The following is a 23,550-nucleotide window of genomic DNA, read 5'->3' on the forward strand; positions in this document are numbered from 1 at the left end:
AATATCCAAAATACTCATCCTGTTTAACTCTTCTAAGGAATATCCGGTAAGTTCTAAGAAAAACTTATTAGCATAAACTATGTTTTCCTGATAAATCAGCACCCCTACCGAAGGAGCCTCTAAAATAGCCTCGGCGATATCTTTTAAATGAACCTCTTTTTCATTTACAACCATGAAACCTCCTATTTACTTCTTTAAACCTATCCTTCATCTATTCTTTAATGTACTCTTTCTTGAAAATTTTGTAAACATTTAAGCAGAAAAACTAATGAACCAATCAAGATAGATGGTGCAATTTCTTAAATCGATGATATAATACACCTGTGTTTCTAAAGAAAATAGAAATCTACGGTTTTAAGTCCTTCCCTTATAAAGTTACCATTCCATTTTCACCAGGAATTACAGGGATAGTAGGGCCAAACGGAGCTGGAAAAAGTAACGTCCTTGATGCAATTAAATGGGTCTTAGGGGAACAAAGTCCTAAAAAACTCAGGGTTAAAGAGCTTTCAGACCTTATCTTCGCAGGTAATGAAGACAAAAAAAAGGTGGATTTTGCTGAAGTAAGGATGACCATAAACCATGACCCTCCAGTATGGGAAAAATACAAAGATTTTCCGGAGGTAGTCATTACCAGAAGATTTTACCGAAACGGAGAAAGTGAATTTTTTATTAATCAAAAGCCTTGCCGACTTAAAGACATCCAGTTTTTGTTTTTAGAATTAGGGATCAACACCCAATCTTATAGTATCATAGACCAGGGAGAAGTATCTAAGTTTATAGAACTTTCACCTAAAGAAAGAAGAATATTTTTAGAAGACTTGGCAGGGGTTTCTAAGTTTAAAATCACCGAAGAAGAAACCAAAAAAAACCTAAAACTTACTGAAGAAAACCTAATCAGATTAAACGATGTGTTAAAGGAGGTAGAAAATCAATATCATCATCTTAAAAAACAAGCTGAAGAAGCCAAACAATACCTTAATCTTAAACAAAGGTTAGAAAAACTAATAGCAGAAAAAAACCTATATCTTTGGAAAAAAAACCATCAAGAAAAAAAGGAAATAGAAACTAACATCTTAGGTTTAAAAGAAGAAATCTCTCAAACGGAAAAACAAATAGAAGTTTTAGAAACCGAAGAGCACGTTCTTTCTCAAAAACTTTTAGGTTTAGAAAATACCATAAGAAGCTTGAGAGAAGAGCTTGAAAGTAAAGAAAAAATCTATAAAGACTGGGAAGTAAGATTTGGCAACCTACTAAGAGAAGAAAGAGACCTTGTGCATAGGATTGACAAAGAAAAAGTAAAAGAAGAAACTGAAAAAAGGCAGTTAGAAGCCTTAGATAAAGAAAATCATAACATAGAAGAAACCCTAAACAAACTAAAAAACCAGGCAGAAAAATTAAAAACTCAGTTAGAAAAACTCAAAACTCAAAAAGAAACACTTAAAAACCTGTATGAAGAAAAACTATCTGAATTTAAAACACAGGAAGAAACTTTTTTCCGGTTGCAAAAAGAGGTAGAAAAATTTAACGAAAAAAAACATCTTCTTGAGAGAGAAATTCAAAATTTAACCAGAGAAAAAGAATCCGCTAAAAAGTTTTATCAAAATTTAAAGTTAGAAAAAGAAAAATTAGAAAAAGAAAGTACTTTATGGAATAATTTAATCGATGAAAAAGAGCAAAAACTAAAAAAATTAACCAACGAAGAAGAACTTCTATCTAAAGAAATAGAAAAACTCATACAAAAATCCAACCAGCTAAAACTTGCTGCCGAAAACTTAAAGGGAGAAAAAAAATCTATAGAAGAAAGAATTTTATTAATCAACAGGTTATTACCTAACAAAGATAAAAACTCTTTTAAAAACTTACCCTTTCATGTTGATTTTTTGCCAAATTTTTTGAATGTAAAAGAAAAGGAAGATTTGGACTTATTAGAAATAGTGTTTAAAGAAGATCTAAACGCTCTTTTAATAGAGGGAATCCCTCATATCAAAACAATCTCAGGATACGTAAAAGAAAATACCCCCCTTTTCCTTAAAAATCCAGAGTTTATAAGGTTTTTTGAAATAAAAAAAGAGGGAGAGCTTACAGAAGCACTTTTAGAAAGTTATGCCAAAAATCCTCGTTTTATCTATGTTAAAAAAGAAGGTTTACTTTTTACTCCATTTGGGTTTATTTATGTTTTAAAGAAAAAAAATGAAGGTAAGATTCGTCTTCAAAAGGAATTAGAAGAACTTTATCAAGCAAAAATACAGGTTGAAGATAGACTTAAAGCCTTAACGTTAGAAGAACAAAATCTAAAAGAAAGGTTATCTTCTTATCAAACTAAACGCAATCAATTTTTAAATGAAATAAAAAAGCTAAAAGCTGAGATAGAAAACATACAAAAACAAAAACAAAATTTTCAACTTTCATGGGTAAAAATCGAAGAAAAAGAAAGCAATGTTAAAGAAAGACTGAATCAAATCAGTCAAGAGATTAATAGACTTAACCAGGAAAAAGAAGAAATTGAAAATCAGTTCCATCTCGTTAAAAATGAATTAGAAAAAAATAAAGAAACCTATCAAAAAACCAAGGCAGAAATAACTGGTTTAGAAAAACAAATTAAAGACATAGAAACTTCGTTAAACAAACTTCTCCAAGAAACAATCCAAATAAAAACCAAAAGAGATAGCCTTTTACAAAGAAAAACAGAGATTCAAAAACAGACTGAAAAACTAAAAAATAATCTAAAAACATATCAAAATTCTATAGACCTCCTTCAACAACAACTCCTACATATAAAAGAAAGATTAAAAGAAGTCAGAGAAAAAAAAGATTCTTATTTAAAAGAGATAGAAGGTTTAAAAAAAGATTTAGACAAAGTTAATCAACAAAAAATTGAAGTAGAAAAAAACTTACGTTCTTTAGAGCAACAAAAAAAACAAAAAGAAAAAGAGATTAAGAACTTAGAAACCCAAATCTATAACTTGGAAATAAGGCTTACTGAGAAAAAACTTTTGTTAGAAAATCTAAAACAAGCTTTAGAAGGAGTAGAGTTTGATCCCTTTTCTCTTGAAAATGAAGAATTAGATAATAAAATAGATTTAAATCTTTTAGAAAAAGAAATTCAAAAGTTAAAAGAAGATTTAAAAAATTTTCAAGAGATAAATTTAGCCAGTATCAAAGAATTTGAAGTAATTTCTGAAAGATACCATCAACTTCTTAATCAAAAAGAAGATTTAGAAAAAGGAATCGCAAAACTTCAAGAAATTCTCGAAAATCTCAAACAGCTTTCTAAGGAAAAAATCCAAACTACTTTACAAGAAGTAAACCAAAAGCTCTCTGAAATTTTTTCCCTGATTTTTAAGGGAGGAGATGCTCAACTTATCTTTAATGGAGATGACCTTTTAACCGCGGGACTTGATTTTCAAGTTAAAATACCAGGAAAAAACATAAAACATCTAAACATGCTTTCCGGAGGGGAAAAAGCTCTGTGTGTATTGGCAATTTTGATAGCTTTTTATCTGGTAAAACCAGGACCATTCTGTATTTTTGACGAGGTGGATGCACCACTTGACGAAAAAAATTCTCTTAAATTCATCAGGTTATTAAATCTTATAAAGAAAAATTCTCAAATTATCCTTGTAACCCATAATCCTAACGTGATGAAAGAAGTAGATACCCTATTAGGGGTAACCATGGAAGAAAGGGGAATTTCTAAGGTTTTTATCATAAAACCCTTTGAAAGGGTTAACGAAGATAGGTATCAAGAAGATTGGTTAAAGCATGCTCAGAGATAAGAGAAGTTAAAGTTTCTCTATCTTTCATAGGCATTTCGATAAATTTTACCCCAAATTCTGTGTTAAACCTTTCGGTTTTTACCCACCTAATTTCTGCTTTACATTTGATAGAACTTTTCCATTTTATCAATAAGTTGATAATATCTCCTTCATACAAAGGTATATCTCTATCAGTTTTTAGGCGAGCACCTTCTATGCTTAAATCTAAAATCTCTACCGGAAAAACCTGCCCTTTCTCTGTAGCAACCTTACCCTCCAAACGAATCTTATAGCGGGTATAATACCTTTTATCTTTTTCATACATAAAAAACTCTTTTCAGTTTTTTTGCAGGTCTTCTATATAACGCAAGACGACTTTAAGCCTATCCATAAGCTCTTGATAGGTTCCTCTTTCTTTTTCCACTACCTCCTTAGGTGCTTTTTCTAAAAATTCCTGGTTGTTAAGTTTTTTTTCTATTTGTTTTAACTTAGACTCAAGTTTTTCCTTTTCTTTGGTTAACCTTTGCAACTCTTTTTCTAAATCTATAAGGTTTTCTAAGTTTATTAAAACTTCCCCTTTAGATAAAATATAGGATACTTCTCCTTTACTTTTAATATGTTGTTTTACGCCCTCGATTTTCTTTACCTTAGCCAAAAACTCTATTACCTCTTTTTCTTGAGATAAAAGATTTAAATATTGATCTTCAGAACAATGATAAAAAACTTCTAGATCTGTCTTAGCCGTAAGACCGTATTCTGCTTTAATATTTCTTATCCCAACCGTTAATTCCTGTAAAAGTTGAACTCTTTTTTCTGCCAACTCATCTATCAAATCTTCTTTAAAAACAGGGTAATTAGTTTTTATTATATGTTCTGTATCTTTTTTTGGCAAGTGAGCCCAAATCTCTTCAGTAACAAAGGGAATAAAAGGATGAAGTAATTTTAGACAAGTAGTTAAAACCTCTAACAATACCTTTTGCGTTTGAAGTTTTGTTTCTTCTTTTTTAAGGTAAACTTTGGCTACTTCTAAAAACCAATCGCAAAATTTACCCCAGAAAAAGTGATAAACCTCCATAGCTGCCTGATCAAACTCAAATTCTTCCAGTTTTTCTCTGACCTTTTTAACCGTTCTCTGAAGTTCAGAAAGTATCCATTTGTGCCACAAAGGGAGTTTTGAAGGTTCTATTTCTACTTCAGCGGACTCTCTTTCAATGTTCATAAGGACAAACCTACTTGCGTTCCATATCTTGTTGATAAAGTGTTTAAACCCCTCAATCCTTGCCTCAGAAAGCTTTATATCCCTACCTTGAGCAGCAAGGGCTATCAGGGTAAACCTTAGGGCATCTGCCCCATATTTTTCTATCATTAACAAGGGGTCTATCACATTCCCCCTGCTTTTACTCATCTTTTGACCTTTTTCATCCCTAACCAAAGCATGTATGTAAACTTTTTGAAAAGGTATCTGACCCATAAAATGAATTCCCATCATAATCATACGAGCTACCCAAAAGAAAATGATATCAAAACTGGTAACCAAGACAGAGGTTGGATAAAAAGTGGTTAAAGTTTCTGTTTTTTCAGGCCATCCCATCGTAGAAAAAGGCCAGAGAGCTGAAGAAAACCAGGTATCAAGCACATCTTCATCTTGATAAACCTTTTCAGAATTACAAACAGGACATTTTTCTACGAGTTCTTCCTTACTGACGATGGTTTCCCCACAGTCTTTACAATACCACACAGGTATACGATGTCCCCACCATATTTGACGAGAGATACACCAATCTCTTATGTTTCTCATCCAATCAAAATAAAGATTCGTCCAGTTTTCTGGTATAAACTTTATAAACCCATACTCTACAGCTGCTATAGCAGGTTGAGCCAAAGGTTTGGTAGCCACAAACCACTGTTTAGAAACCAAAGGCTCTATTACCGTATCACATCTATAACAGTGTCCTAGTATAAGCTTATAATCTTCCTCTTTTTCAAGAAACCCCTGAGTTTTTAAATCCTCCAATACCTTTTTTCTCGCTTCATATCTTTCTAGTCCTTTATAAGGCCCAGCTTCTTCTGTCATAAAACCATCTTCACCTATTACCTTTATTAAAGGCAGGTTGTGTCTTTTTGCCATTTCAAAGTCAGCAAAATCATGAGCTGGAGTAACCTTTACCGCACCTGTTCCAAATTCAGGGTCTACTGCCTTGTCTGCTATTATCGGTATTTTTCTTTTTATTAAAGGAAGAACCAAAAACTTACCGATTAATCCTTTATATCTTTCGTCGTCAGGATTTACAGCAACCGCGGTATCCCCTAACATGGTCTCAGGTCTGGTGGTTGCTACCACCACAAAACCACTACCATCTTCTAAAGGATACTTTAAGTACCAGAGTTTTCCCTGAGTTTCTCTCATCTCTACCTCTAAATCAGCAAGAGCAGTGCCACAACGAGGGCACCAATTTATGATATAATCCCCCCGATAGATAAGACCTTCTTTCCAAAGGTTTACAAAAACCTCTTTAACTGCCCTCGAAAGACCTTCGTCCATCGTAAACCTTTGGTATGACCAACTACAACTTGCCCCTAACTTTTTCAACTGGTCTATGATGATGTTTCCACATCTTTCTTTCCATTGCCAAACCCTTTCTATAAATTTCTCCCTTCCTAAGGCTTGTCTGGTCAAACCTTCTTTAGCGATTTCTTTCTCTACCACGTTTTGGGTAGCTATTCCTGCATGGTCAGTCCCCGGAACCCATAAAACATCGTATCCATCCATTCTTTTATAACGTGCTAACACATCTTGTATGGTGTTGTTTAAGGCATGACCTATATGTAAAACCCCTGTTACGTTTGGAGGAGGGATAACTATAGAAAATTTTGGTTTATTCTTGTCAAAAGATGGTTCAAAATACCCTTTCTCTTCCCATACTTTATACCATTTGTTTTCTACTTTTTTAGGATCATAACTTTTGTCAAGGTTCAACTCGATCAAAGCCCTTCCCTCCTTTTCTCGTTTTCTTCTATAGTCTTACCAACCCAATTACTATTGTTCAGTAAAAACTACCTGAGTCCCTACACCTTCGTCGGTAAAAAGTTCTATGATTAAGCTATGAGGCACTCTTCCGTCTATGATATGTACCTTCTTGACCCCCCCTGTTAAAGCCTTTTTGGCACTCTTTAACTTAGGGATCATACCTCCTTTTGCGATACCTGTTTCTATCAATCGGTCTATATCTTTTATGGTTAATGTAGAAATTAAGTTCCCTTTTTCATCCTTAACTCCTTCTACATCAGAAAGGTAAACCAATTTTTCGGCTTTAAGAGCAACAGCCAAGGCTCCTGCCACTAAATCTGCGTTTATGTTATAAGCCTCTCCGTCGGGTCCTATTCCTACTGGAGCAATAACCGGAATAAAATCATTTTCTATCAAAGTAAAAAGGACCTGAGGATTAACCTCTTTTACTTTCCCTACTCTTCCTATGTCTATGATTTCTGGAGGTCTATCTTCCCCTCTGTATTTATAAACCTTCATTTTTTCTGCAACGATAAGCTCTCCGTCTCTTCCAGAAAGTCCTACTGCCTTTACTCCAGCTCGGTTTAACAAACTCACGATGTTTTTGTTCACCGTCCCTACCAGCACCATCTCAACCACGTTCATGGTTTCTTCATCTGTAACCCTCTGCCCTTCTATAAACACAGGTTTTAACCCCATCCGTTCCATAACTTGATTAATCTGAGGTCCTCCTCCATGGACTATCACAGGACAAATCCCTACATATTTCATCAAAGCAATGTCCTGAGCAAAGTTTTGTTTAAGAGATGGATCTACCATGGCATGACCGCCATATTTAATAACCATGATTTTTTTATAAAACTCTCTAAAATAAGGTAAAGCCGAGATAAGTATCTTTGCCTTTTCTAATATTTCCATAATATAAACTCCTCCTCCTTACCAAAGAGCAGGGGCATGAATAATGTAACATCTCATAGGAACTTCTCCTTTTACTTTTAAACCATGCTCCTCTTTAGGAAGTATGGTTACGATATCTCCAGCCTTGATAGGTTCCCACTTTCCGTTAATAAAAATTTCTCCTTCTCCTTGAAGCACAAAGATGGTATCAGCCTCTTTTTCGTGGGTATGTATAGGGAGTTCTGTTTCACCAGGAATTTCAAGAATGGTTATACTTGCTTCACAACATACGTCTTTGGTAACCACAAAACCTATTTTTACCCCATCAAACTTAGGATGAGGTTTCATCTCAACATCAGCTATGTTAATTTTAATTCCCATCTACCCCTCCTTCATTACTGTATTTTTTCTTTTACTTTATAAACTACCATATGAGGAAAATCATCTAACACCAACTCAAAATAAGCAGGATCATAACTTCTAAGAAGATACATCTTATTAAATAAGGTTTCAGCTAACATAGGATTAAGGATAAAAAGGGCGGCGTGATTCTCTTTAAACTTTACTATCTCAACTATTACTCCATTTTCAAAAAATTTCTTTTCTATCATTCCTTTAGGGTCTTTTACAACTAACTTTCTAATAGGAATACTCTGGTTACCAGCAGTGACAACTCCTACATTTAGGTCTAATTTAGCGCCTATATCCTGGCAATCAAGCACGTTGGCTGTGGTCATAGAGCATTTTTCAGGAGCTATGATGTTTCCATGAATTCCCTGTTTTTTATCAAAATCATAGCTACCAAAATAATGAATCCAGGCAAATTTGGGTATCAAGTCTTCGGTAAAAACCCAATAAACAGGATGTTTTATGTCTTTACTAAAGTATCCTTCTTGAACCTTTTTAACCAGTTCTTTGGCGGATATCCCCTTTTTTAATTCTTCGGCAATCCCTTTTAACCCATAGTTGGTAATAAAAGAGGTAATGAACCAGGCTTCTTTTGGGTCGCTGGTAGTAAAGCTTCTTGCAATAAAATAGGTTTTAGGAGAAGCCTGTGAACCTCCGTCATGAAAGGTAGGTCTTCTTGAATAATACTGAAAAGCATAACCATAGTCCCACCAAGTCCAGATAGCCGAACCTTGAGGAGTTCTTTGTTTTAGATAATCCATGTCCTTTACGACAGGAGTAAAAACCTTAGGATAGCTTGCCCAACTTATCACAGGTTTTTGTACCAAAAACAATAAACATAAGAATAAGCTTCCTATAAGGTTTACTATAATAACCTGTTTTTCCTTTTGCTTAAAAAGGTCTAAATACCCAAGGGCTTTTTCAAAAAGAAAATGTACCAAAAAACCTATCCCAACCCCTATAAAAGGAGAGAGATACATAATAAACCTTGCACCTGAGACAAAAGATAAAAACCCAATCCCTAAGAAAGGAAGTAGAAAGATTAAGTTTTTAAAATAATAACCAAAGCATAAAATTACCCCTATAATTCCTAAAATCCCTAATATAGGACTATAAACAGCTGTTTCAAGAACTTTATCAAAGCTTTCTCTTTGCAACTCAGAGATAGACATAAAAACATTGGGAAAATCTTTAAAAAGTTGTTCTGCGCTGGTAGTAGTTTTGATGTTAAAAACAAGGGTTTTTACCTGTATAAAAAGATGGTAAGGGCCTTCGTAGATATACCAGATTTGAGGAACAATTAGGATAGCTAAATAAAGATAATCTTCCTTCGTGAGTTTTAGCTTTTTATCCCATAGATATCTTATCAGAAACATAAAAATCAACACAAAACACAGATTAGGATGACCGTACCAAAGATAATAGAAAAGAGCTACCAGAGAGGCAAGGCTAATCCATAAATACTTTACCCTGTTTTTAACGGATGAAAAAAACTTATAAAAAAAATAAGCTGCTAAAAAAGGTAGGGTGAGATTAAGAACATCCTGGTCCAACCTCATGAGATTGGTCCTTCCCCAATACATAGGAGAAGCAATGGCTACCAACCCCCCGAGCAAACCTGCATAGGGGCATCCAAGGTCTTTAAAATAAAAGAAAAGTGGAAGCACTACCGAAACAGCTAAAATTGGGATTAGATAAAAAGTTAAAGTCTCAAGAGAAAGATTAAACCATTTTGAAAGATAAGCCCAGGTCACACTAATAAAAACACCAGGTACCTGATATTTAGCATAAAATACGTTTTTTTCATCCAGTTTGGCTGAAGATGAATTATCTGGGAATACTCGATAGTGGTCTATCTCTCCAGTTCTGAAAACCCCCTGTTTGATGTCTTCAGCTAACCTCGCAAAATAGAAAGAATCATATTCGCTGTAAATAGGCTTATCTTTGTAGTAAAAAAGGGCTTGATTAGAGTGCCAAAAATTTTTGTCTTCAAATCTTATATAAAGTCCCCAGAAAACAACAACGAATAGCAACAAAAAGGGATAGTAAATCTTTAAAAATTTATCCATTTTAACTCCCCAAGATAAGTTGATAAACTGATAAAAATTATATTAAAAAATTTGTGAAAAACAAGAACTTGTTTGTTTATATCATCTTTTTTTCGATTTTTTGGTATGTTGAGAGGTAGATTTGGCTTTTTTCTTTTTATTAGAATTTTCTTTAGAAGACTTGATTTGTTTAGACTTCTTGGAAACCTTTCGAGGTTGTTTATTTCGTGTGATGGACAAAGATTGATTTTGAGTTGAGTTTTCTAAAATTAAATCTTTTTCTGACAATTCAGAATTAGCAAGGGTTACGATATAAAAAGTTCCGTCTGTAGTTGTTTTTTCTATCAACTTTAATTTTAGACGATTTAGGTTAGCCTGTATTTCCTTTTTTTTGTCTTGAGGAACTTTGAGTAAATAGGGTTTACCCGGTGGTGTTATCTGTCTTCTAAGCTCTGCGTTCATCATCAAAAGCAGGTCATAGGTTATCTGTCCAGCTACAGCAAATACCTTAAGGTCAACCCCTCCGTTAACCTCCATCTCTTCATATTCCAAAGCCTTAGGCTCTAAGGGTTGAAATCCGTATTTTTGGGGATTTTTAATGATAAAGGTAATAGCCATCCACTGAGGGAGATAAGCCGCTGTCTCTAAAGGGAGGCTACCTGAGTTTAATAGTTGCCAATAATCTATAAAGTTTTTAGCCCTTAAAATCCTTAAAAGCCTACCTTCTCCAAGGTTATAGCTTGCTACCGCAGGCCTCCAGTCTCCGAAGATATCATAGAGTCTTTTCAAATAACGCGCTGCCGCATGGGTAGACTTGATAAAATCTTTTCGCTCATCTACCCAGTAGTCTATTTTTAATCCGTAAAATCTACCGGTTTTTTCCATAAATTGCCAGATTCCAACCGCCCCTGCCCTTGAAATCGCAAAGGGATTACAACCACTCTCTATAAAAGCAAGATAAACAAGATCCTCAGGGACTCCATACTCTCTAAAGATAGTTTTAAAATAAGGAAGATAAGGACTACAGCGTTTAAGCCATCTTTCAGTAACTTCCCTTTTATCCTTGGTAAAATATTTTATAAAATAAGCTACTTGATCGTTTATGTCTTGAGGTAAATTTTTGATAACCTTAGGAGGAAGTTCTTCTAAAACTTCATAAACCTCTTCCTCTTGTGGGTTGATATTTTGAGGAAAAGCAGGTAAATTCCAGCTTAACCCAAGAAAAACCATTAAAACTATGGTTGAAAACCACCTAATAACTACTTTAAACCTTTTACTCTTGTAATTTTTCCCCTTCATCGGTTAGAACCTTCAAGTTTAGATAGGTATCTTCCTCGTTGTGAGCTTCTGAAGTCAAGATTGGAACTATCTTTTTCTCCTTTAAAAACTTAAAAATGGCGTTAAACTTCAATACCCCTTTCCCTAAGGCTAAATGGTCGTCTTCTTCCCCTAAGTTATCATGGCAATGAATTTCTTTCAGATATGGATAAAGGATGTCTAACCAATCAAGTTCGTCCTTTTTAGAAAACACCCTTGCATGTGCTGGGTCAAAACACCAGCCAACCCTTCTGGAAAAAGCTTCAAAAATAGGTAACATAAACTCAGGAGTAGGTTCATAAACATTTTCTAAAGATAGAGACAACCTTTCTTCCTGGATAAATTCCAATAATTTATTTAAATTTTCTATAAATATAGAACGCCATTCTTCTTTTAATTCGTGATAATTATAGGAATAACCAGAATGAAGAACAAGGTTTAAGGGTTGGAAAAGAGAGGCCCTTTCAATGGCAAGAAAAATCCTTTTCAGGCTAACCTCTCTTATCCACAGGTCAGCAGACCCTATAGAAAGGTCTATAAAAGGCAGATGAACGGTAGTTAAAAGCCCTTCTTCCTTAATCAAGTTAGCAACTTCTTTAAAGGTATGGTAAGAGTAATTATCCAAAGAAAAAGCGTTTAAAGATACTTCTACGTTTATTCTATTCTCTAAAACTAAAGAAAGATACTTTTCTTTTAAAAGGTTAAAAGGAATGGAAACAAAAACCAACGGTCTCATTTTTATCCTCTTTTAAAAAATTCTCTTACCCAGTAGACTACATAGTCTATTTCTTCTGAGGTTAGATATGGGAAAAACGGAAGGCTTAAAACTTCTTGGGCAACTTTTTCTGTTACAGGAAGCATACCTTTTTTAAAACCTAAATCTTGATAGACTGGTTGCAGATGTAAAGGATGTTCATAATAAATCCTGGTTGTAACCCCTTTTTCCTTAAGAAATTCCTGTAGGTCCTTTCTATAAGGAGTCCTTACAGTAAAAAGAGACCAGCTTGGGGTATAGGTTTTAGGAATTTTAGGTAGAAAAAGCTCAGGCTCAAGATCTTGCAATCCTTTTATATAAGCTAAAGCATATTTTTTTCTGAGGTCTAATTCTTCCTTAAAATATTTGAATTTTACAAGCAAAATAGCACAATGGATTTCATCTATTCTTCCGTTTATACCGTGATATTCATAAAAATAAGGTTTGGTCTGTCCATGTTCTTTTAAAATTCTAACCCTCTTTTCTATCCCTTCGTCTGCAGTAAAAACCATCCCGCCATCTCCAAAGGTGGAAAGAGGTTTGGTAGGATAAAAGGAAGTGGCAGAAGCAACCCCAAAGGTTCCAACATATCTATCAAGTATCTTAGCCCCAAAGGCTTGACAAATGTCTTCTATAAGTAAAATCCCTTTTTCTTGGCAAAACACTTCAATCCTTTCTAAATCAGCAGGAATACCAAATAAACTTACTACTATGGCTCCAGAGACCTTTTTACCTCGTTTCGTAATATAAAGATAAGCCTCTTTTAACGTTTCTAAGGAAACATTAAAGTTAGATTCTTCTATGTCAACAAAATAAGGAATAAGTCCAGCCCGTACTACCACCTCAGCAGTAGCAATGAAAGTAAAAGATGGTACTAACACATAACTTCCCTGAGGTAGGTCTAAGGCCTTGAGTATTAAGTATAAACCCTCTGTCCCTGAAGAAACTCCTATAGCATAAGGAATATCTAAAAAAGAAGCTAAAGTTCTTTCTATTTCTTTTGTATAAGGTCCATTCAAATAAACCCCACTTCTTAAAACGTTAATAACTTCTTTCTCTATCTCTTGTCCATATTTTTGATATCCTCTTTTTAGGTCCAAAAAAGGAATCTCCATTTTTCTCCCCTTTACTTAAAAATCTTAGTTATTATACTTTATCTGATTAAATTAAACAACCCTTGACTAAACGATCCCAAAAACCTTGACTTTACTTAATGAAAAGATTACTTTTTTACCGGAGAGGAGGATTAGGGGATACCCTTCTTACGTTTCCAGTTCTTGAGGTTTTTAAAAATCAAGGTTATAAAATCACTGTCATAGGAGTTAAAGCCTATTATCAATTAGCTCAAAAAGTAGGATGGGTAGATGAGATCTATGAAGACTTTTATCCGCAGGTATTAAACCAACCCTATGATTTAAAAATTTTCTTCTCTAAAACAGAAGGGTTCGACCCTTTCCCTTCAGAAAGAATATGGCTGGTAGACTATTACTTTAGTTGTTTAAACCTACCTAAAAAGTTTTCTCAAATTTTACCTCTTAAAGGATCAACTGAAAGCATACTAAAAAACAAGGTAGTTCTTCATCCAGGAAGTGGTTCCTCTAAAAAAATCCCCGATTTTTTGCTTTTTTCGATGATAGAAGAATTTTTAAACGAAAAAAATATTGATTATATTTACATAGTAGGAGAGGCTGACAAGTGGATAAAGGATTTTACCTCAAATTTTTGGGAAGTAGAGGACATTGAGGTTTTAGCTAAAGCATTAAAAACCGCTCGAGGATTTATAGGGCTTGACAGTGGGATATCACACTTAGCAAGTTATTTAGGAGTAAAAAGTTTTATCTTTTTTGGCCCCACAGACCATATTGTATGGCGTCCGATAGGCCCTAACCATACCATCATAACCTTAGGGTTAAAATGTAGTCCTTGTTTTCCTAAGACCTGTTCTGAAAGGCCTTGCTTAGAGCCTCAAAAGCTTTTCTTTAAATTTTTAGAAAAGGCCGATTTATAGAGATTTTTAAAATAATTTTATTTATTTTTTCTATTAGATGGTTTAGGCTAAGGTGTTAAACTTAGAAATTTGAAAAAATTTTAAAAGGGGGCATATGATGAAAACGTTAGATGTAAAAGGGCTTCCCTGTCCTCAACCTGTTATTCAAACAAAAGATTTTTTAGAAAGTTTAGAAGAAGGAGAGGTTTTTCAGATAGTTTTAGACAGTCAAACGTCAGCTAATAATGTAAAAAAATTTTTAAATTCCCAAGGGCACAAAATCATTTCTGAGGTAGAAAAAGGAGAAGAAATTTTATTGGTGGTAGAAAAAAAAGGTTCTGAAGTAAAGGTAAAAGATGAAGAGCTTGCTCATTTTTCATGCGAAACAAATTTAGAAAAAAAAGAGCTTTTTGTTATTCTAACCAATGATGTAATCGGTAAAGATGAGGCTTTAGGTAAGATATTGATAAAAGGCTTTTTTGAGACCATGCTTGTACAAAACCTTTTACCAGACAGAATGTTTTTTATGAACAAAGGGGTATTTTTAACTACAAAGGACGAAGAAATAATATCTTTACTAAATGAGATTGAGAAAAAAGGGGTTGAAATCTATTCTTGTGGTACCTGTTTAAAATACTATGGTTTAGAAGATCAACTCAAAGTCGGGAAAAGAGGTGGCACAGACATCTACTTAGAAGGGATGTTTTATTTCAAAAAAACCGTTTGGATAGGTTAAATTACCTCTAAAAAGGCCTTGACAACCTTGGTAAAGATGTTTAAATAATATAAAAAACTTGTTAAATATGGCGGCGTAGCTCAACAGGTTAGAGCATGTGGCTCATATCCACAGGGTTGGGGGTTCGAGTCCCTCCGCCGCCACTAAATTAAATCCCTTGAGGAAAGGCTATGAAGGATAAGATTGAGGTAAAAAAGATTGCCACTCCTCAAGAAGCAGCCCAGCTTCTTAGGCAAATTGCCGAGGAAGTAGAACAAGGTAAGGTAAAGATTGAACAGGTGGAAATAGATTTGCCTGCCAATTTTGAATGTGAACTGAAGTATAAGGTTAAAGAAGACAAAAAAGAATTTGAAATAGAGTTTACTTGGAGGAGTTAAGTTTTAGCTGGCGGCGTAGCCAAGCGGTAAGGCGACGGCCTGCAAAGCCGTGAATCCGGGGTTCGAATCCCCGCGCCGCCTTTACTTTTTATATCACTTTTAATTATGTTCAGATTAAAAGTACAAGATTTTTTTTCTTCAGCCCACTTCTTAAGAAACTACGAAGGTCCATGTGAAAAACTTCATGGACATAATTGGAAGGTAGAGGTGGTAGTAGAAGGAGAACGTTTAAACGAGCTTGATATGCTCATCGATTTCAAAGAGCTAAAAAAAGCCCTAAAAGAAACTTTGAAAAGCTTAGACCATCGTCTTTTAAACGACCTCCCCTATTTTTTGGAGGTTAACCCTTCATCTGAAAGGATTGCCCAATATATCTTTCAAGACCTCAAGAAAAAACTTTCTTTATATACAAACTTAAAGATTAAAGAAGTAACTGTTTTTGAAACAGAAAAGGCCTGTGCCACCTACTTTGAACCTTAAAATCTCTGAGACCTTTTTCTCTATCCAAGGGGAAGGTCCTTTTGCAGGTTATCCTACGTTTTTTGTAAGACTTTTTGGGTGTAACCTAAAATGTACATGGTGTGATACCCTTTATGCAAGAGAAAGTGATAAATACCAAAGCATAACCTTAGAAGAGATAATTAAGTTATGGGAAAACCACTATTCTTCAATCCCCTACATCGCTATCACAGGTGGTGAACCCTTGCTTCAACCAGAAGTCTATCCTTTAATAGATAGGTTTTTGAATAAAAAATGTATAGTTTGCATAGAAACCAACGGAAGCCTCTCTCTTAAGCACCTTCCTCCTCAAGTGATTAAAGTTATGGACCTAAAAACTCCCTCTTCTGGAATGGCAGACCACAATCTATATGAAAACATCGACTTTCTTAGCTCAAAGGACGTCATAAAGTTTGTAATACAAGACAGAAAAGATTTCGAGTTTGCTTTAGATAAAATTAAAACTTTTGACCTTATCTCTAAAACCCAAGTGTATTTTTCTCCGGTATTTGAAAAGCTTTCTCCTAAAGAACTGGCGAACTGGCTTTTAGAAGTTAAACTACCTATAAGATTACAAATTCAACTGCACAAACTTTTAAACTTAAAATAAATCTATACGATTTAAATTGTAGATTTTATTTTTTTGTGTTAAAATAATCACTATGAAAGAACAAGATTTAAATGTCTTAGAACAAGAAACAACCGAAGTTTTATCTCAACTTCCCGCAATCGTCGAAGAAAGTCTCCCCGCTAAATTTGACCCTCTGCAAAAATATCTGAAAGAAATCAGTAAATATCCGGTACTTACCAGAGAGGAAGAAGAACAGATAGCTAAAGCTTATTATGAAACTAAGGACCCTCGATTAGCTTATAAATTGGTGGTCTCAAATCTTAAATTAGTGGTAAAAATAGCCTTAGAATTTCAGAAATTTTGGGCTCACAACTTCTTAGACCTTATCCAAGAGGGTAATCTTGGGTTACTTCAAGCGGTAAAAAAATTTGACCCTTATAAAGGGGTTAAATTTTCTTATTATGCCTCTTTCTGGATAAAAGCTTACATTCTTAAATACATTATGGATAATTGGAAACTTGTTAAAATGGGAACTACACAAGCTCAAAGAAAATTATTTTATAAACTTCGCAAGGAAAAAGAAAAACTTGCAGCCTTAGGTTTTGAGCCAACTTCTGTAGAGATAGCTAAACGTTTAGGAGTTAAAGAAAAAGAAGTAGAAGAAATGGAACAGAGAATGTTTTCTCAAGACCTAAGTCTTGAAGCACCGATAGGGTACGACTCTGAAGATACCTTAGCCAGTTTTCTTAAAGATCATAGACCTACTCCGGAAGAAATCTATGCCAAAGAAGAAATGCTTTCAAAGTTTAAAAAGCTTTTAAAAGAGTTTGCCCAAACGCTGTCTGGTAAAGATTATGTTATCTTTCACGAAAGACTATTTACCGAAAACCCTAAAACTTTAAATGAACTTTCTCAAAAGTTAGGGATTTCTAAGGAAAGGGTTAGACAAATAGAAGAAAAAGTTATTAAAAACCTTAAAAAATTTCTTGAAGAGAGGCTACCTGATGTTCAATATTATACCCTGGCATTTCCAGAAAATTTTTAGTTTATCTCTAATATTCGTTCTCTCCTGTCTTTTTATTCCTGCCTGTTCCTTCGCTTATAATCACAAAGGCCTAGCTTATTACTATTTTCTTTTAGCTTTAAGACAGGAAAATCCGGAAAAAACAGAACAATATTTAAAAAAAGCCATAAAACTTGACAAAAAAAGCCTTTATCTACAAAAACAGCTAATTTTATATTATCTTCAAAACAAACAATTTAAACAGGCAGAAAGTTTGGCTAAAAAGCTTCTTTCTAAGTATCCCGATGAAAAAGAACTTACCTTAATTTTAGCCAAAGCTTATCTTTTTGAAGATAGACCTTATAAGGCAGCTAACCTACTTGAAAACCTCCTGGAAAAAGAACCCAAAAATGAAGAGATTTTAAGTTTATTGATAAACATTTATCTTGAAAAAAAAGACTGGAATTCTGCTTTATCTCACTTAGAAAAATTACTAAAAATAGACCCTAATAACTATGTTGCTTGGTTGTTTAAAGGTAGGGTTTTAAAGGAATTAAAGAGGATGAAAGAAGCTAAAGAAGCTTATCTAAATGCTTTAAAAAATTCTTCTGATAACAGAATGATTTTGATGGAAGTTCTAAAATTTTTAGAAGAAAATAAAGAAGACCAACAGTTAGAAGAAATTTTAAAGGTGCTTATTCAAAAATATCCTACAGATGAGGACCTTATCAAGCTCTTGTTAGGTTTTTATCTAGAAAGGGGAGACTGGGAAAACTCTGAAAAACTCCTCAAAAATATTCCAGAAGGTCTAAAAGATAAACCTGAAATGCTTTTTTTCTTAGGTTTTTGCTTAGAGAATCAAAAGAAAATAGACGAGGCTTTGGAAATTTATAAAAAAATTTTGCCTAAGAATGAATGGGGATTAGAGGCTTCTAAGAGAATAGTTTTTATCTTGAGAAAAAAGGATAGAAAACAAGCTTTAGATTATTTCAAAACCTTAGAAGAAAAAACCAAAAAAGATAAATCATGGTATAAGCTGTTGATAAGCTCAGCAGAGGCCTTAGATCTTTGTGAAAAGGGAGTGTATTACGGAGAAGAAGCCTTCAAACTATATCCAGATGATTTAGAGATAATCCTTGGTTTAGCGTCTAACTATGCCTGTTTAGAAAACTATCAAAAGGTTTTAGACCTTACCCTTCCATGGTTAAGTAAAATGCCAGAAAATCCTCATGTTTTAAATTTTGTGGGATATAGTTATGTTGAGTTAGGAAAAAATCTTGAAGAAGCAGAAAAATTGCTTTTAAAGGCCTTACAGTTTAAACCTATTGACCCTTACATCCTTGATAGTTTAGGCTGGTGTTATTATAAAATGGGGAAAATTGACCTCGCTTACCAGTATTTAGAAAAGGCAGTAAACAACTTATCTGAGGAAGAAGCTGTTATCCTAGAGCATTTAGCTGACCTGTTGGTAGTGAAAAAGGAAACATCAAAGGCTTGTAATCTTTATAAAAGAGCCCTAAATGCCTCCTTTCATCTCAGAGATACTGAAAGGATAAAAAATAAAATAAAAACCTTAGGTTGTGAATAAAGCTTCTGCTCTAACTAAAGTTATCTTTTGGTTACACTTACCCTTTTTCTTGGTTGCTTGTAGTAAAAAACCTGTCTATTTTTTGTCTGAAACCCTATCTGATAGCATCTACACCGGGAACGTATGGATTACGATAGAGATTAATCAAAGAGAAAAACAAGAAATTAATACAGTTTACGGAGATTTTCAGTTAAGTGCTAAGTTTTTTTATCTAAGGCTAAAAGACCCCTTTGGGACAACTTTAGGGGTTTTGGTTTGGAATACAGAGGAAAAAGAACAAATAAAAATATACGACATATACCATCAAAAAATACTGGTTATTTCTTTTTCTAAAGGTTTTAATCCTAAAGACCTTCCTCAACATTTTTTGGGAATAAAAGAACAGGAAAAAACATGGGAAGTTCCTAATCATGGTATTATAAAATATAGTTTTGACAAAAATTCTGGACAAGGAAAAGTTAAGTTTGAAGTGAAAGGTTTTGAAGTATCTTGGAAGTTTAGAAGTTTAAACTCTGTAAACAAACTCCTTTGGGACCCTGCGTTGTATCAAAAACTTTTAGAAAAAGAGGCTCAAAAAGAATTAATTCAGTTTTGATTTTTCCTTTTTGATAGGTCTAATTTTTATCAAAACTTCTTCGACCGTTTGGGGACTAGCCTTTAAAATTTTAATTTCTAAATTATCATAATAAATTACCTCCCCTTCTCCTGGAATTTTTCCTGTAACAGAATAAATAAAACCATTTAAAGTCTCATAATCTCCTGAAGGAATAGGGATCCCCATTTGTTGCAATTTTTCTATCTCTATAAAACCTTTAAATTTATAAGTATTTTCATTAATCTTTTGATATTCGGGTACATAATAATCTAGTGCGTCTCTAAACTCTCCCAAAACCTCTTCCACCAAATCTTCTATGGTTACAATTCCTGTAGTAAGCCCATATTCATCCACAATAACCGCTATTTCCATACCAGACTTTTGAAGGGTTGAAAGAACCTCATGAGCCCGCGCAACTTCAGGAAAAAAAAGAGGAGAATAAGCGATATTTTTTAAGGGTTTTTCATCTTCTAACAAAGTTTTACCTAATAAATGTTGCACTTTTACGATATATTTTATGTGATGAATATCTCCTTCATAGAGTGGTATATAAGAAAAATTATATTTTTTACTAAATTCTATAGCATCCTTTACGGTGGCTTCTATGGGTAAAGCCTTTACTTGACTTATCGGAATCATAACCTGAGAAACCTTTTTCTTTGCAAAATCTATGATTTTATGCATTAAATCTTTTTCTGTAAGGTCTATTTCTTCTTCATATCTTATAAAATTAAGAAAAACTTCCCTAAATCTGGTTAAAAAAATGGGATTTTTTTCTTGAGGTTTAAGCAATTTCTGGGCTAAAAAAGTATTGATATAGACTAAAGGCCAAAAAATAAAAGAAATGACATAAACCAAAGGGAGTAAATAAAGAATCAGAGGATAAGCAAACTTTTTACCGATGGTCTTTGGTATAATCTGTCCAAAAACTACCATGGAAAAAGGAAGTATAGTTGAAGATACTACTATTCCTATGTTTCCAAACTCTTTGATTAGAAAATAAGAAGTAAAAACACCGTTGCCTGCGATACAAAAGGTAATTCCCATAAGGGTTGTGGTAAAAAGCCTTTCAGGGTTTTCCCAGAACTTAAGATAAATCTTGGCTGCCCTTTCTTTTGTAGCCAACTTTTCTATGAAATATCTTTCTACAGAAATAAAAGAAATCTCGCTACAGGCAAAAAAAGCCTCCCCTAAGATAAAAAAAAGAAAAGAAAAAACACCCAGCATCAAACCTCTCCCTGGGGAATTTTTTCTATCTCAACCCAAAGAATTTTTCTTCCTTTAACCCTTTTTACCGTAAACCTGTATCCCCCATAAACTATGGCCTGGCCTTCTTTAGGAATTTCTTTAAAAAGAGATAACAAAAACCCATTTAGAATCTTGATATCTTTTAAGGCTTCTTCCTCCAATTCTAATCCTAACATAGACTTTAAGTTTTCCATAAGTACTTTTCCATGAACTAACCATTTTTGGTCTCCTAATTTCTGGATAAAATCTACTTTAGCTTCTTTTTGTTCGTATATTTCTCCAAAAAGGACCTCTAAAACATCCTCAAGGGTAACTAAACCTTTAACCATACCATATTCGTCTACCACGATGGCGATTTTTAGATGTTTTCTTTGAAATTCAAAAATTAAATCTCTTACTTTGAAATTTTCTGGCACATAAAATACCGGTCTTACTAAATCAGAAAGCTTCGTTTTTCCTAAAAGCTCAGGAGAAAAATTTTGAATTATATCTTTTACATAAAGTATCCCTATGATATTATCTAAAGAATCTTCATAAACAGGAAATTTGTTGTAGGGCATATATTTAATCTTTTCTAAAAATTCTAAGGTAATATATCTATCTTCAAAAGCCACCATTTCAGAACGCGGAGTTAAGATAGCAGAAACAGATATTTTCTCAGAAAGAAATAACCCTTCGATAAAAATTTTCTCCTTCTCAGTAATTTTTCCTTGTAAATAAGCTTTTTCGATAATATAGACTATAATTTGCTCTACTTGAGAAAATGTTGTAGAATAGATTTTTTCTACTGGGAACATTTTTTCTAAACTTTGATAAATGAACCTATAAATTTTCCTAACCGGCCAAAAAATACAATACAAAGTATAAATGATGTATATTACTTTAGTTATAAGCCAATCTTTAGCTTTAAAACCTACTACCTTAGGGAAAAAATCTCCCATCCAAAACATCAAAAAACTTAAAACAAAAAAAGCTATGGCCTTCCCTTTATCAGGAAAAAGAGAAGAAAACAACTTAGAACCAAGGAAACTAGCAAAAAAATCAACTATTTCATTTCCAGCAATAAGAACTACCAATAAATCCTCTGGTCTTTTTAGCAGATCCAAAAGCTTTTGAGAAACCCCTGAAATCCTCAAATTTGCAAGCTCTATCCTAGAGATAGAGAAAATAGCTGCTTCGGAATACGTTAAAATCATCGAGGTCAACAAAAAAAATAAAATAAGAAAAAAATAAAGCTCGATCATTTATGGTTTTATATATAATACAAGAGAGCTTTTTCGATTGGTATTTAAAGAAATTGAAAAACCTAAAAGGTCGGGTATTGTTGTCTTAAATTCATAAACTTGGACCTCCTCTTCATCCCTTACATAATAGGTATGTTTTTCTTGCCATGAATCTAGTAACTCCGAAGAAGTAATCATTAGCCCGTCTAACTTTGAAGTATGACTAAAATCTATATAAGGACCTAAAGTCTGCCAAGCTTTCATTCTTTGTTCAAGATTAGGTAAACTTTCTTGAAGTTCTACAGAGGATGAGATTAAACGATTTAACTCTTCTAAGGGTTTAAAAGAAAAGTCCTCTCCTACTATTTTTTCTTTAAACACTTCTTGATATTTTAATTCTAAACTTTCTAAATCAACTCTTATTTCATAATTAGAAACATCCAATTTTTCAGCTAAAATAAGAGTTATAATCTGCGACTTTATTATAAACTTATCTTCTTTTAATCTTTGGCCCCCTTTTATAGCGGATAAAAGATCTTCCAAAGAATTTTCAAATACATCTTTAAACTGACTAAAATATCTCAAATTTTCTGGAGTTCTGAAGTTATACCCCCATTCCTCTAAACTTTTTACCTCTTTTTTGACTTCTTCAAGGTCAATCTCTAAGTCTGGTTTAAAACCTAAAAAAACAACTTTTTCTTTTAAATCTGTTTTTTCATGATAAAATTTAAGCCAATTTTCCTGAGTGGTACCAAGGTCTAACACTAATAACTTTTCTATTAATCCTATAATTTTTTCAAGATGTTTTCTGCCTAAAAAAGTTTGAGGATATAATAATACCTGATAACCCATATTTCCTTTCTTTTAACTGACGATTTTATTAAAAATACCTTTTAAATACTCTAATTGCCTGTTATATTCTTCGTCCAGTTTTTCTTTAATTTTTCTCCACTCTTCTTTAAATTTAGGATGATTTTCTGGATCTACATGTACCTCTGCCCCTAACTGACTGGATAAAGCCTGTTCGATCATTTCTATTTCTGCAGAAAAACGTTCAACCATTTGTTGATAAATAGTTTCTTTATGGGTATTATACTGAATTAAAAGTTTTTCAATTTCTTTTAAAAGTCGATCCATATCAGGCATTTTATCAAACAGTAGTTTTAAGCCTTTAAGAGCCTTCTTACCATCTTCCAGCTGATCTTCATTCAAAGGTAAAACTATATTTCTTAAAAAGACTTGCACCATCCCTTTAAGGATGGCTTTTTTTTCTTGAGGTTTTCTATCTTTAAGCATTGTTTCTAATCTTTCGTGAAAATCTGACAATTCTTCTCTCAAAAATTTAGCCGCAAGCCTTTGAGCCTCCTCCTGTAGTTCAATTAGTTTTAATTCTTCTTTAGAAGCCTTTCCTATTTTTTCTGCTTTTTCTAAAGCAATCTCAAGAGTACTTCTTATTTCATCCGGCATAAAACTCCTCCTCTCGATAGAATAAAACTGTTTATTTAAAAAATTAACATCTAAAACCTTTTTCGGCAAGA

22 protein-coding genes and 2 tRNA genes are annotated in these 23,550 nt (G+C 33.4%); 11 read left to right on the forward strand and 13 right to left on the reverse strand.

Going from position 1 to position 23,550, the window contains the following annotated elements; all coding sequences use genetic code 11:
- The coding region (locus tag PWP26_RS08200) for a PAS domain-containing protein (RefSeq protein ID WP_367652118.1) at positions 1 to 174 on the reverse strand (174 nt) is incomplete at its 3' end.
- A gap of 149 nt (positions 175 to 323) precedes the next feature.
- Between PWP26_RS08200 and PWP26_RS04740 the strand changes: the two genes are divergently transcribed.
- Complete coding sequence (locus tag PWP26_RS04740) at positions 324 to 3,776, forward strand: AAA family ATPase (RefSeq protein WP_301399067.1); 3,453 nt, start codon at positions 324 to 326, stop codon at positions 3,774 to 3,776.
- On the opposite strand, the gene PWP26_RS04745 is transcribed toward PWP26_RS04740, so the two are convergent.
- The 8 genes from PWP26_RS04745 to PWP26_RS04780 form a co-directional block, all read right to left on the reverse strand.
- Positions 3,727 to 4,080, reverse strand: coding sequence for a PilZ domain-containing protein (locus tag PWP26_RS04745; RefSeq protein ID WP_301399069.1), 354 nt, complete (start codon positions 4,078 to 4,080; stop codon positions 3,727 to 3,729). The genes PWP26_RS04740 and PWP26_RS04745 overlap by 50 nt on opposite strands.
- A 12-nt stretch (positions 4,081 to 4,092) precedes the next feature.
- Complete coding sequence (locus PWP26_RS04750; protein ID WP_301399070.1) at positions 4,093 to 6,741, reverse strand: valine--tRNA ligase; 2,649 nt, start codon at positions 6,739 to 6,741, stop codon at positions 4,093 to 4,095.
- A gap of 51 nt (positions 6,742 to 6,792) precedes the next feature.
- Positions 6,793 to 7,680, reverse strand: a complete 888-nt coding sequence (gene argB / locus PWP26_RS04755; RefSeq protein ID WP_273019006.1) for an acetylglutamate kinase — start codon at positions 7,678 to 7,680, stop codon at positions 6,793 to 6,795.
- An 18-nt stretch (positions 7,681 to 7,698) separates the two neighbouring features.
- Positions 7,699 to 8,040 carry a cupin domain-containing protein gene (locus tag PWP26_RS04760; protein WP_301399071.1) on the reverse strand — a complete coding sequence of 114 codons (342 nt, stop codon included), beginning with the start codon at positions 8,038 to 8,040 and terminating at the stop codon, positions 7,699 to 7,701.
- 14 nt (positions 8,041 to 8,054) lie between these two features.
- Positions 8,055 to 10,136: an STT3 domain-containing protein gene (locus PWP26_RS04765; RefSeq protein ID WP_301399072.1), complete on the reverse strand. Its 2,082-nt coding sequence runs from the start codon at positions 10,134 to 10,136 to the stop codon at positions 8,055 to 8,057.
- 81 nt (positions 10,137 to 10,217) lie between these two features.
- Complete coding sequence (locus PWP26_RS04770; protein ID WP_051754465.1) at positions 10,218 to 11,414, reverse strand: lytic transglycosylase domain-containing protein; 1,197 nt, start codon at positions 11,412 to 11,414, stop codon at positions 10,218 to 10,220.
- A complete protein-coding gene (locus tag PWP26_RS04775) occupies positions 11,389 to 12,168 on the reverse strand; it encodes a sugar phosphate isomerase/epimerase (RefSeq protein ID WP_273019004.1) in 780 nt (259 codons plus the stop codon). The genes PWP26_RS04770 and PWP26_RS04775 overlap by 26 nt, the downstream gene beginning before the upstream one ends.
- Before the next feature lie 2 nt (positions 12,169 to 12,170).
- The gene (locus PWP26_RS04780) at positions 12,171 to 13,301 is read right to left on the reverse strand and encodes a DegT/DnrJ/EryC1/StrS aminotransferase family protein (RefSeq protein WP_273010398.1); all 1,131 of its coding nucleotides are present in this window, start codon (positions 13,299 to 13,301) and stop codon (positions 12,171 to 12,173) included.
- Between the two features lie 98 nt (positions 13,302 to 13,399).
- On the opposite strand from PWP26_RS04780, the gene PWP26_RS04785 reads away from it, so the two are divergent.
- From PWP26_RS04785 to PWP26_RS04830, 10 genes are all read left to right on the forward strand, one after another.
- Positions 13,400 to 14,194 (forward strand): glycosyltransferase family 9 protein, encoded by a 795-nt coding sequence (locus PWP26_RS04785; protein WP_301399073.1) that lies wholly within the window; start codon positions 13,400 to 13,402, stop codon positions 14,192 to 14,194.
- A gap of 97 nt (positions 14,195 to 14,291) precedes the next feature.
- A complete protein-coding gene (gene yedF / locus PWP26_RS04790) occupies positions 14,292 to 14,909 on the forward strand; it encodes a sulfurtransferase-like selenium metabolism protein YedF (protein WP_051754466.1) in 618 nt (205 codons plus the stop codon).
- Positions 14,910 to 14,978: 69 nt separating this feature from the next.
- Positions 14,979 to 15,052, forward strand: a tRNA-Met gene (locus tag PWP26_RS04795).
- A 27-nt stretch (positions 15,053 to 15,079) separates the two neighbouring features.
- A complete protein-coding gene (locus PWP26_RS04800; RefSeq protein ID WP_038061802.1) occupies positions 15,080 to 15,286 on the forward strand; it encodes an amphi-Trp domain-containing protein in 207 nt (68 codons plus the stop codon).
- 9 nt (positions 15,287 to 15,295) lie between these two features.
- Positions 15,296 to 15,367 (forward strand) — tRNA-Cys (locus tag PWP26_RS04805).
- Between the two features lie 24 nt (positions 15,368 to 15,391).
- Positions 15,392 to 15,766 carry a 6-carboxytetrahydropterin synthase QueD gene (gene queD, locus PWP26_RS04810; RefSeq protein ID WP_301399075.1) on the forward strand — a complete coding sequence of 125 codons (375 nt, stop codon included), beginning with the start codon at positions 15,392 to 15,394 and terminating at the stop codon, positions 15,764 to 15,766.
- Positions 15,726 to 16,394 (forward strand): radical SAM protein, encoded by a 669-nt coding sequence (locus PWP26_RS04815; protein WP_235181311.1) that lies wholly within the window; start codon positions 15,726 to 15,728, stop codon positions 16,392 to 16,394. Before queD ends, PWP26_RS04815 begins: the two co-directional genes overlap by 41 nt.
- A 52-nt stretch (positions 16,395 to 16,446) precedes the next feature.
- Positions 16,447 to 17,400 carry an RNA polymerase factor sigma-32 gene (locus tag PWP26_RS04820; RefSeq protein ID WP_287568298.1) on the forward strand — a complete coding sequence of 318 codons (954 nt, stop codon included), beginning with the start codon at positions 16,447 to 16,449 and terminating at the stop codon, positions 17,398 to 17,400.
- A complete protein-coding gene (locus PWP26_RS04825) occupies positions 17,360 to 18,946 on the forward strand; it encodes a lipopolysaccharide assembly protein LapB (protein WP_287568299.1) in 1,587 nt (528 codons plus the stop codon). Before PWP26_RS04820 ends, PWP26_RS04825 begins: the two co-directional genes overlap by 41 nt.
- Complete coding sequence (locus PWP26_RS04830; RefSeq protein ID WP_038061790.1) at positions 18,939 to 19,541, forward strand: hypothetical protein; 603 nt, start codon at positions 18,939 to 18,941, stop codon at positions 19,539 to 19,541. The genes PWP26_RS04825 and PWP26_RS04830 overlap by 8 nt, the downstream gene beginning before the upstream one ends.
- On the opposite strand, the gene PWP26_RS04835 is transcribed toward PWP26_RS04830, so the two are convergent.
- Genes PWP26_RS04835 through PWP26_RS04850 form a run of 4 tightly spaced genes read right to left on the reverse strand, consistent with a single transcriptional unit; the run spans position 19,527 to position 23,479 of the window.
- A complete protein-coding gene (locus tag PWP26_RS04835) occupies positions 19,527 to 20,768 on the reverse strand; it encodes a hemolysin family protein (RefSeq protein WP_273010478.1) in 1,242 nt (413 codons plus the stop codon). The genes PWP26_RS04830 and PWP26_RS04835 overlap by 15 nt on opposite strands.
- Positions 20,768 to 22,033, reverse strand: coding sequence for a hemolysin family protein (locus PWP26_RS04840; RefSeq protein WP_287568300.1), 1,266 nt, complete (start codon positions 22,031 to 22,033; stop codon positions 20,768 to 20,770). Before PWP26_RS04840 ends, PWP26_RS04835 begins: the two co-directional genes overlap by 1 nt.
- Positions 22,034 to 22,864 carry a hypothetical protein gene (locus PWP26_RS04845; protein ID WP_038062913.1) on the reverse strand — a complete coding sequence of 277 codons (831 nt, stop codon included), beginning with the start codon at positions 22,862 to 22,864 and terminating at the stop codon, positions 22,034 to 22,036.
- A gap of 12 nt (positions 22,865 to 22,876) precedes the next feature.
- Positions 22,877 to 23,479: a DUF6657 family protein gene (locus PWP26_RS04850; RefSeq protein ID WP_038062915.1), complete on the reverse strand. Its 603-nt coding sequence runs from the start codon at positions 23,477 to 23,479 to the stop codon at positions 22,877 to 22,879.
- Positions 23,480 to 23,550 lie beyond the last annotated feature (71 nt).

This window comes from Thermodesulfobacterium sp., assembly GCF_030445475.1.
In the GTDB taxonomy this organism is placed as follows: domain Bacteria; phylum Desulfobacterota; class Thermodesulfobacteria; order Thermodesulfobacteriales; family Thermodesulfobacteriaceae; genus Thermodesulfobacterium; species Thermodesulfobacterium commune.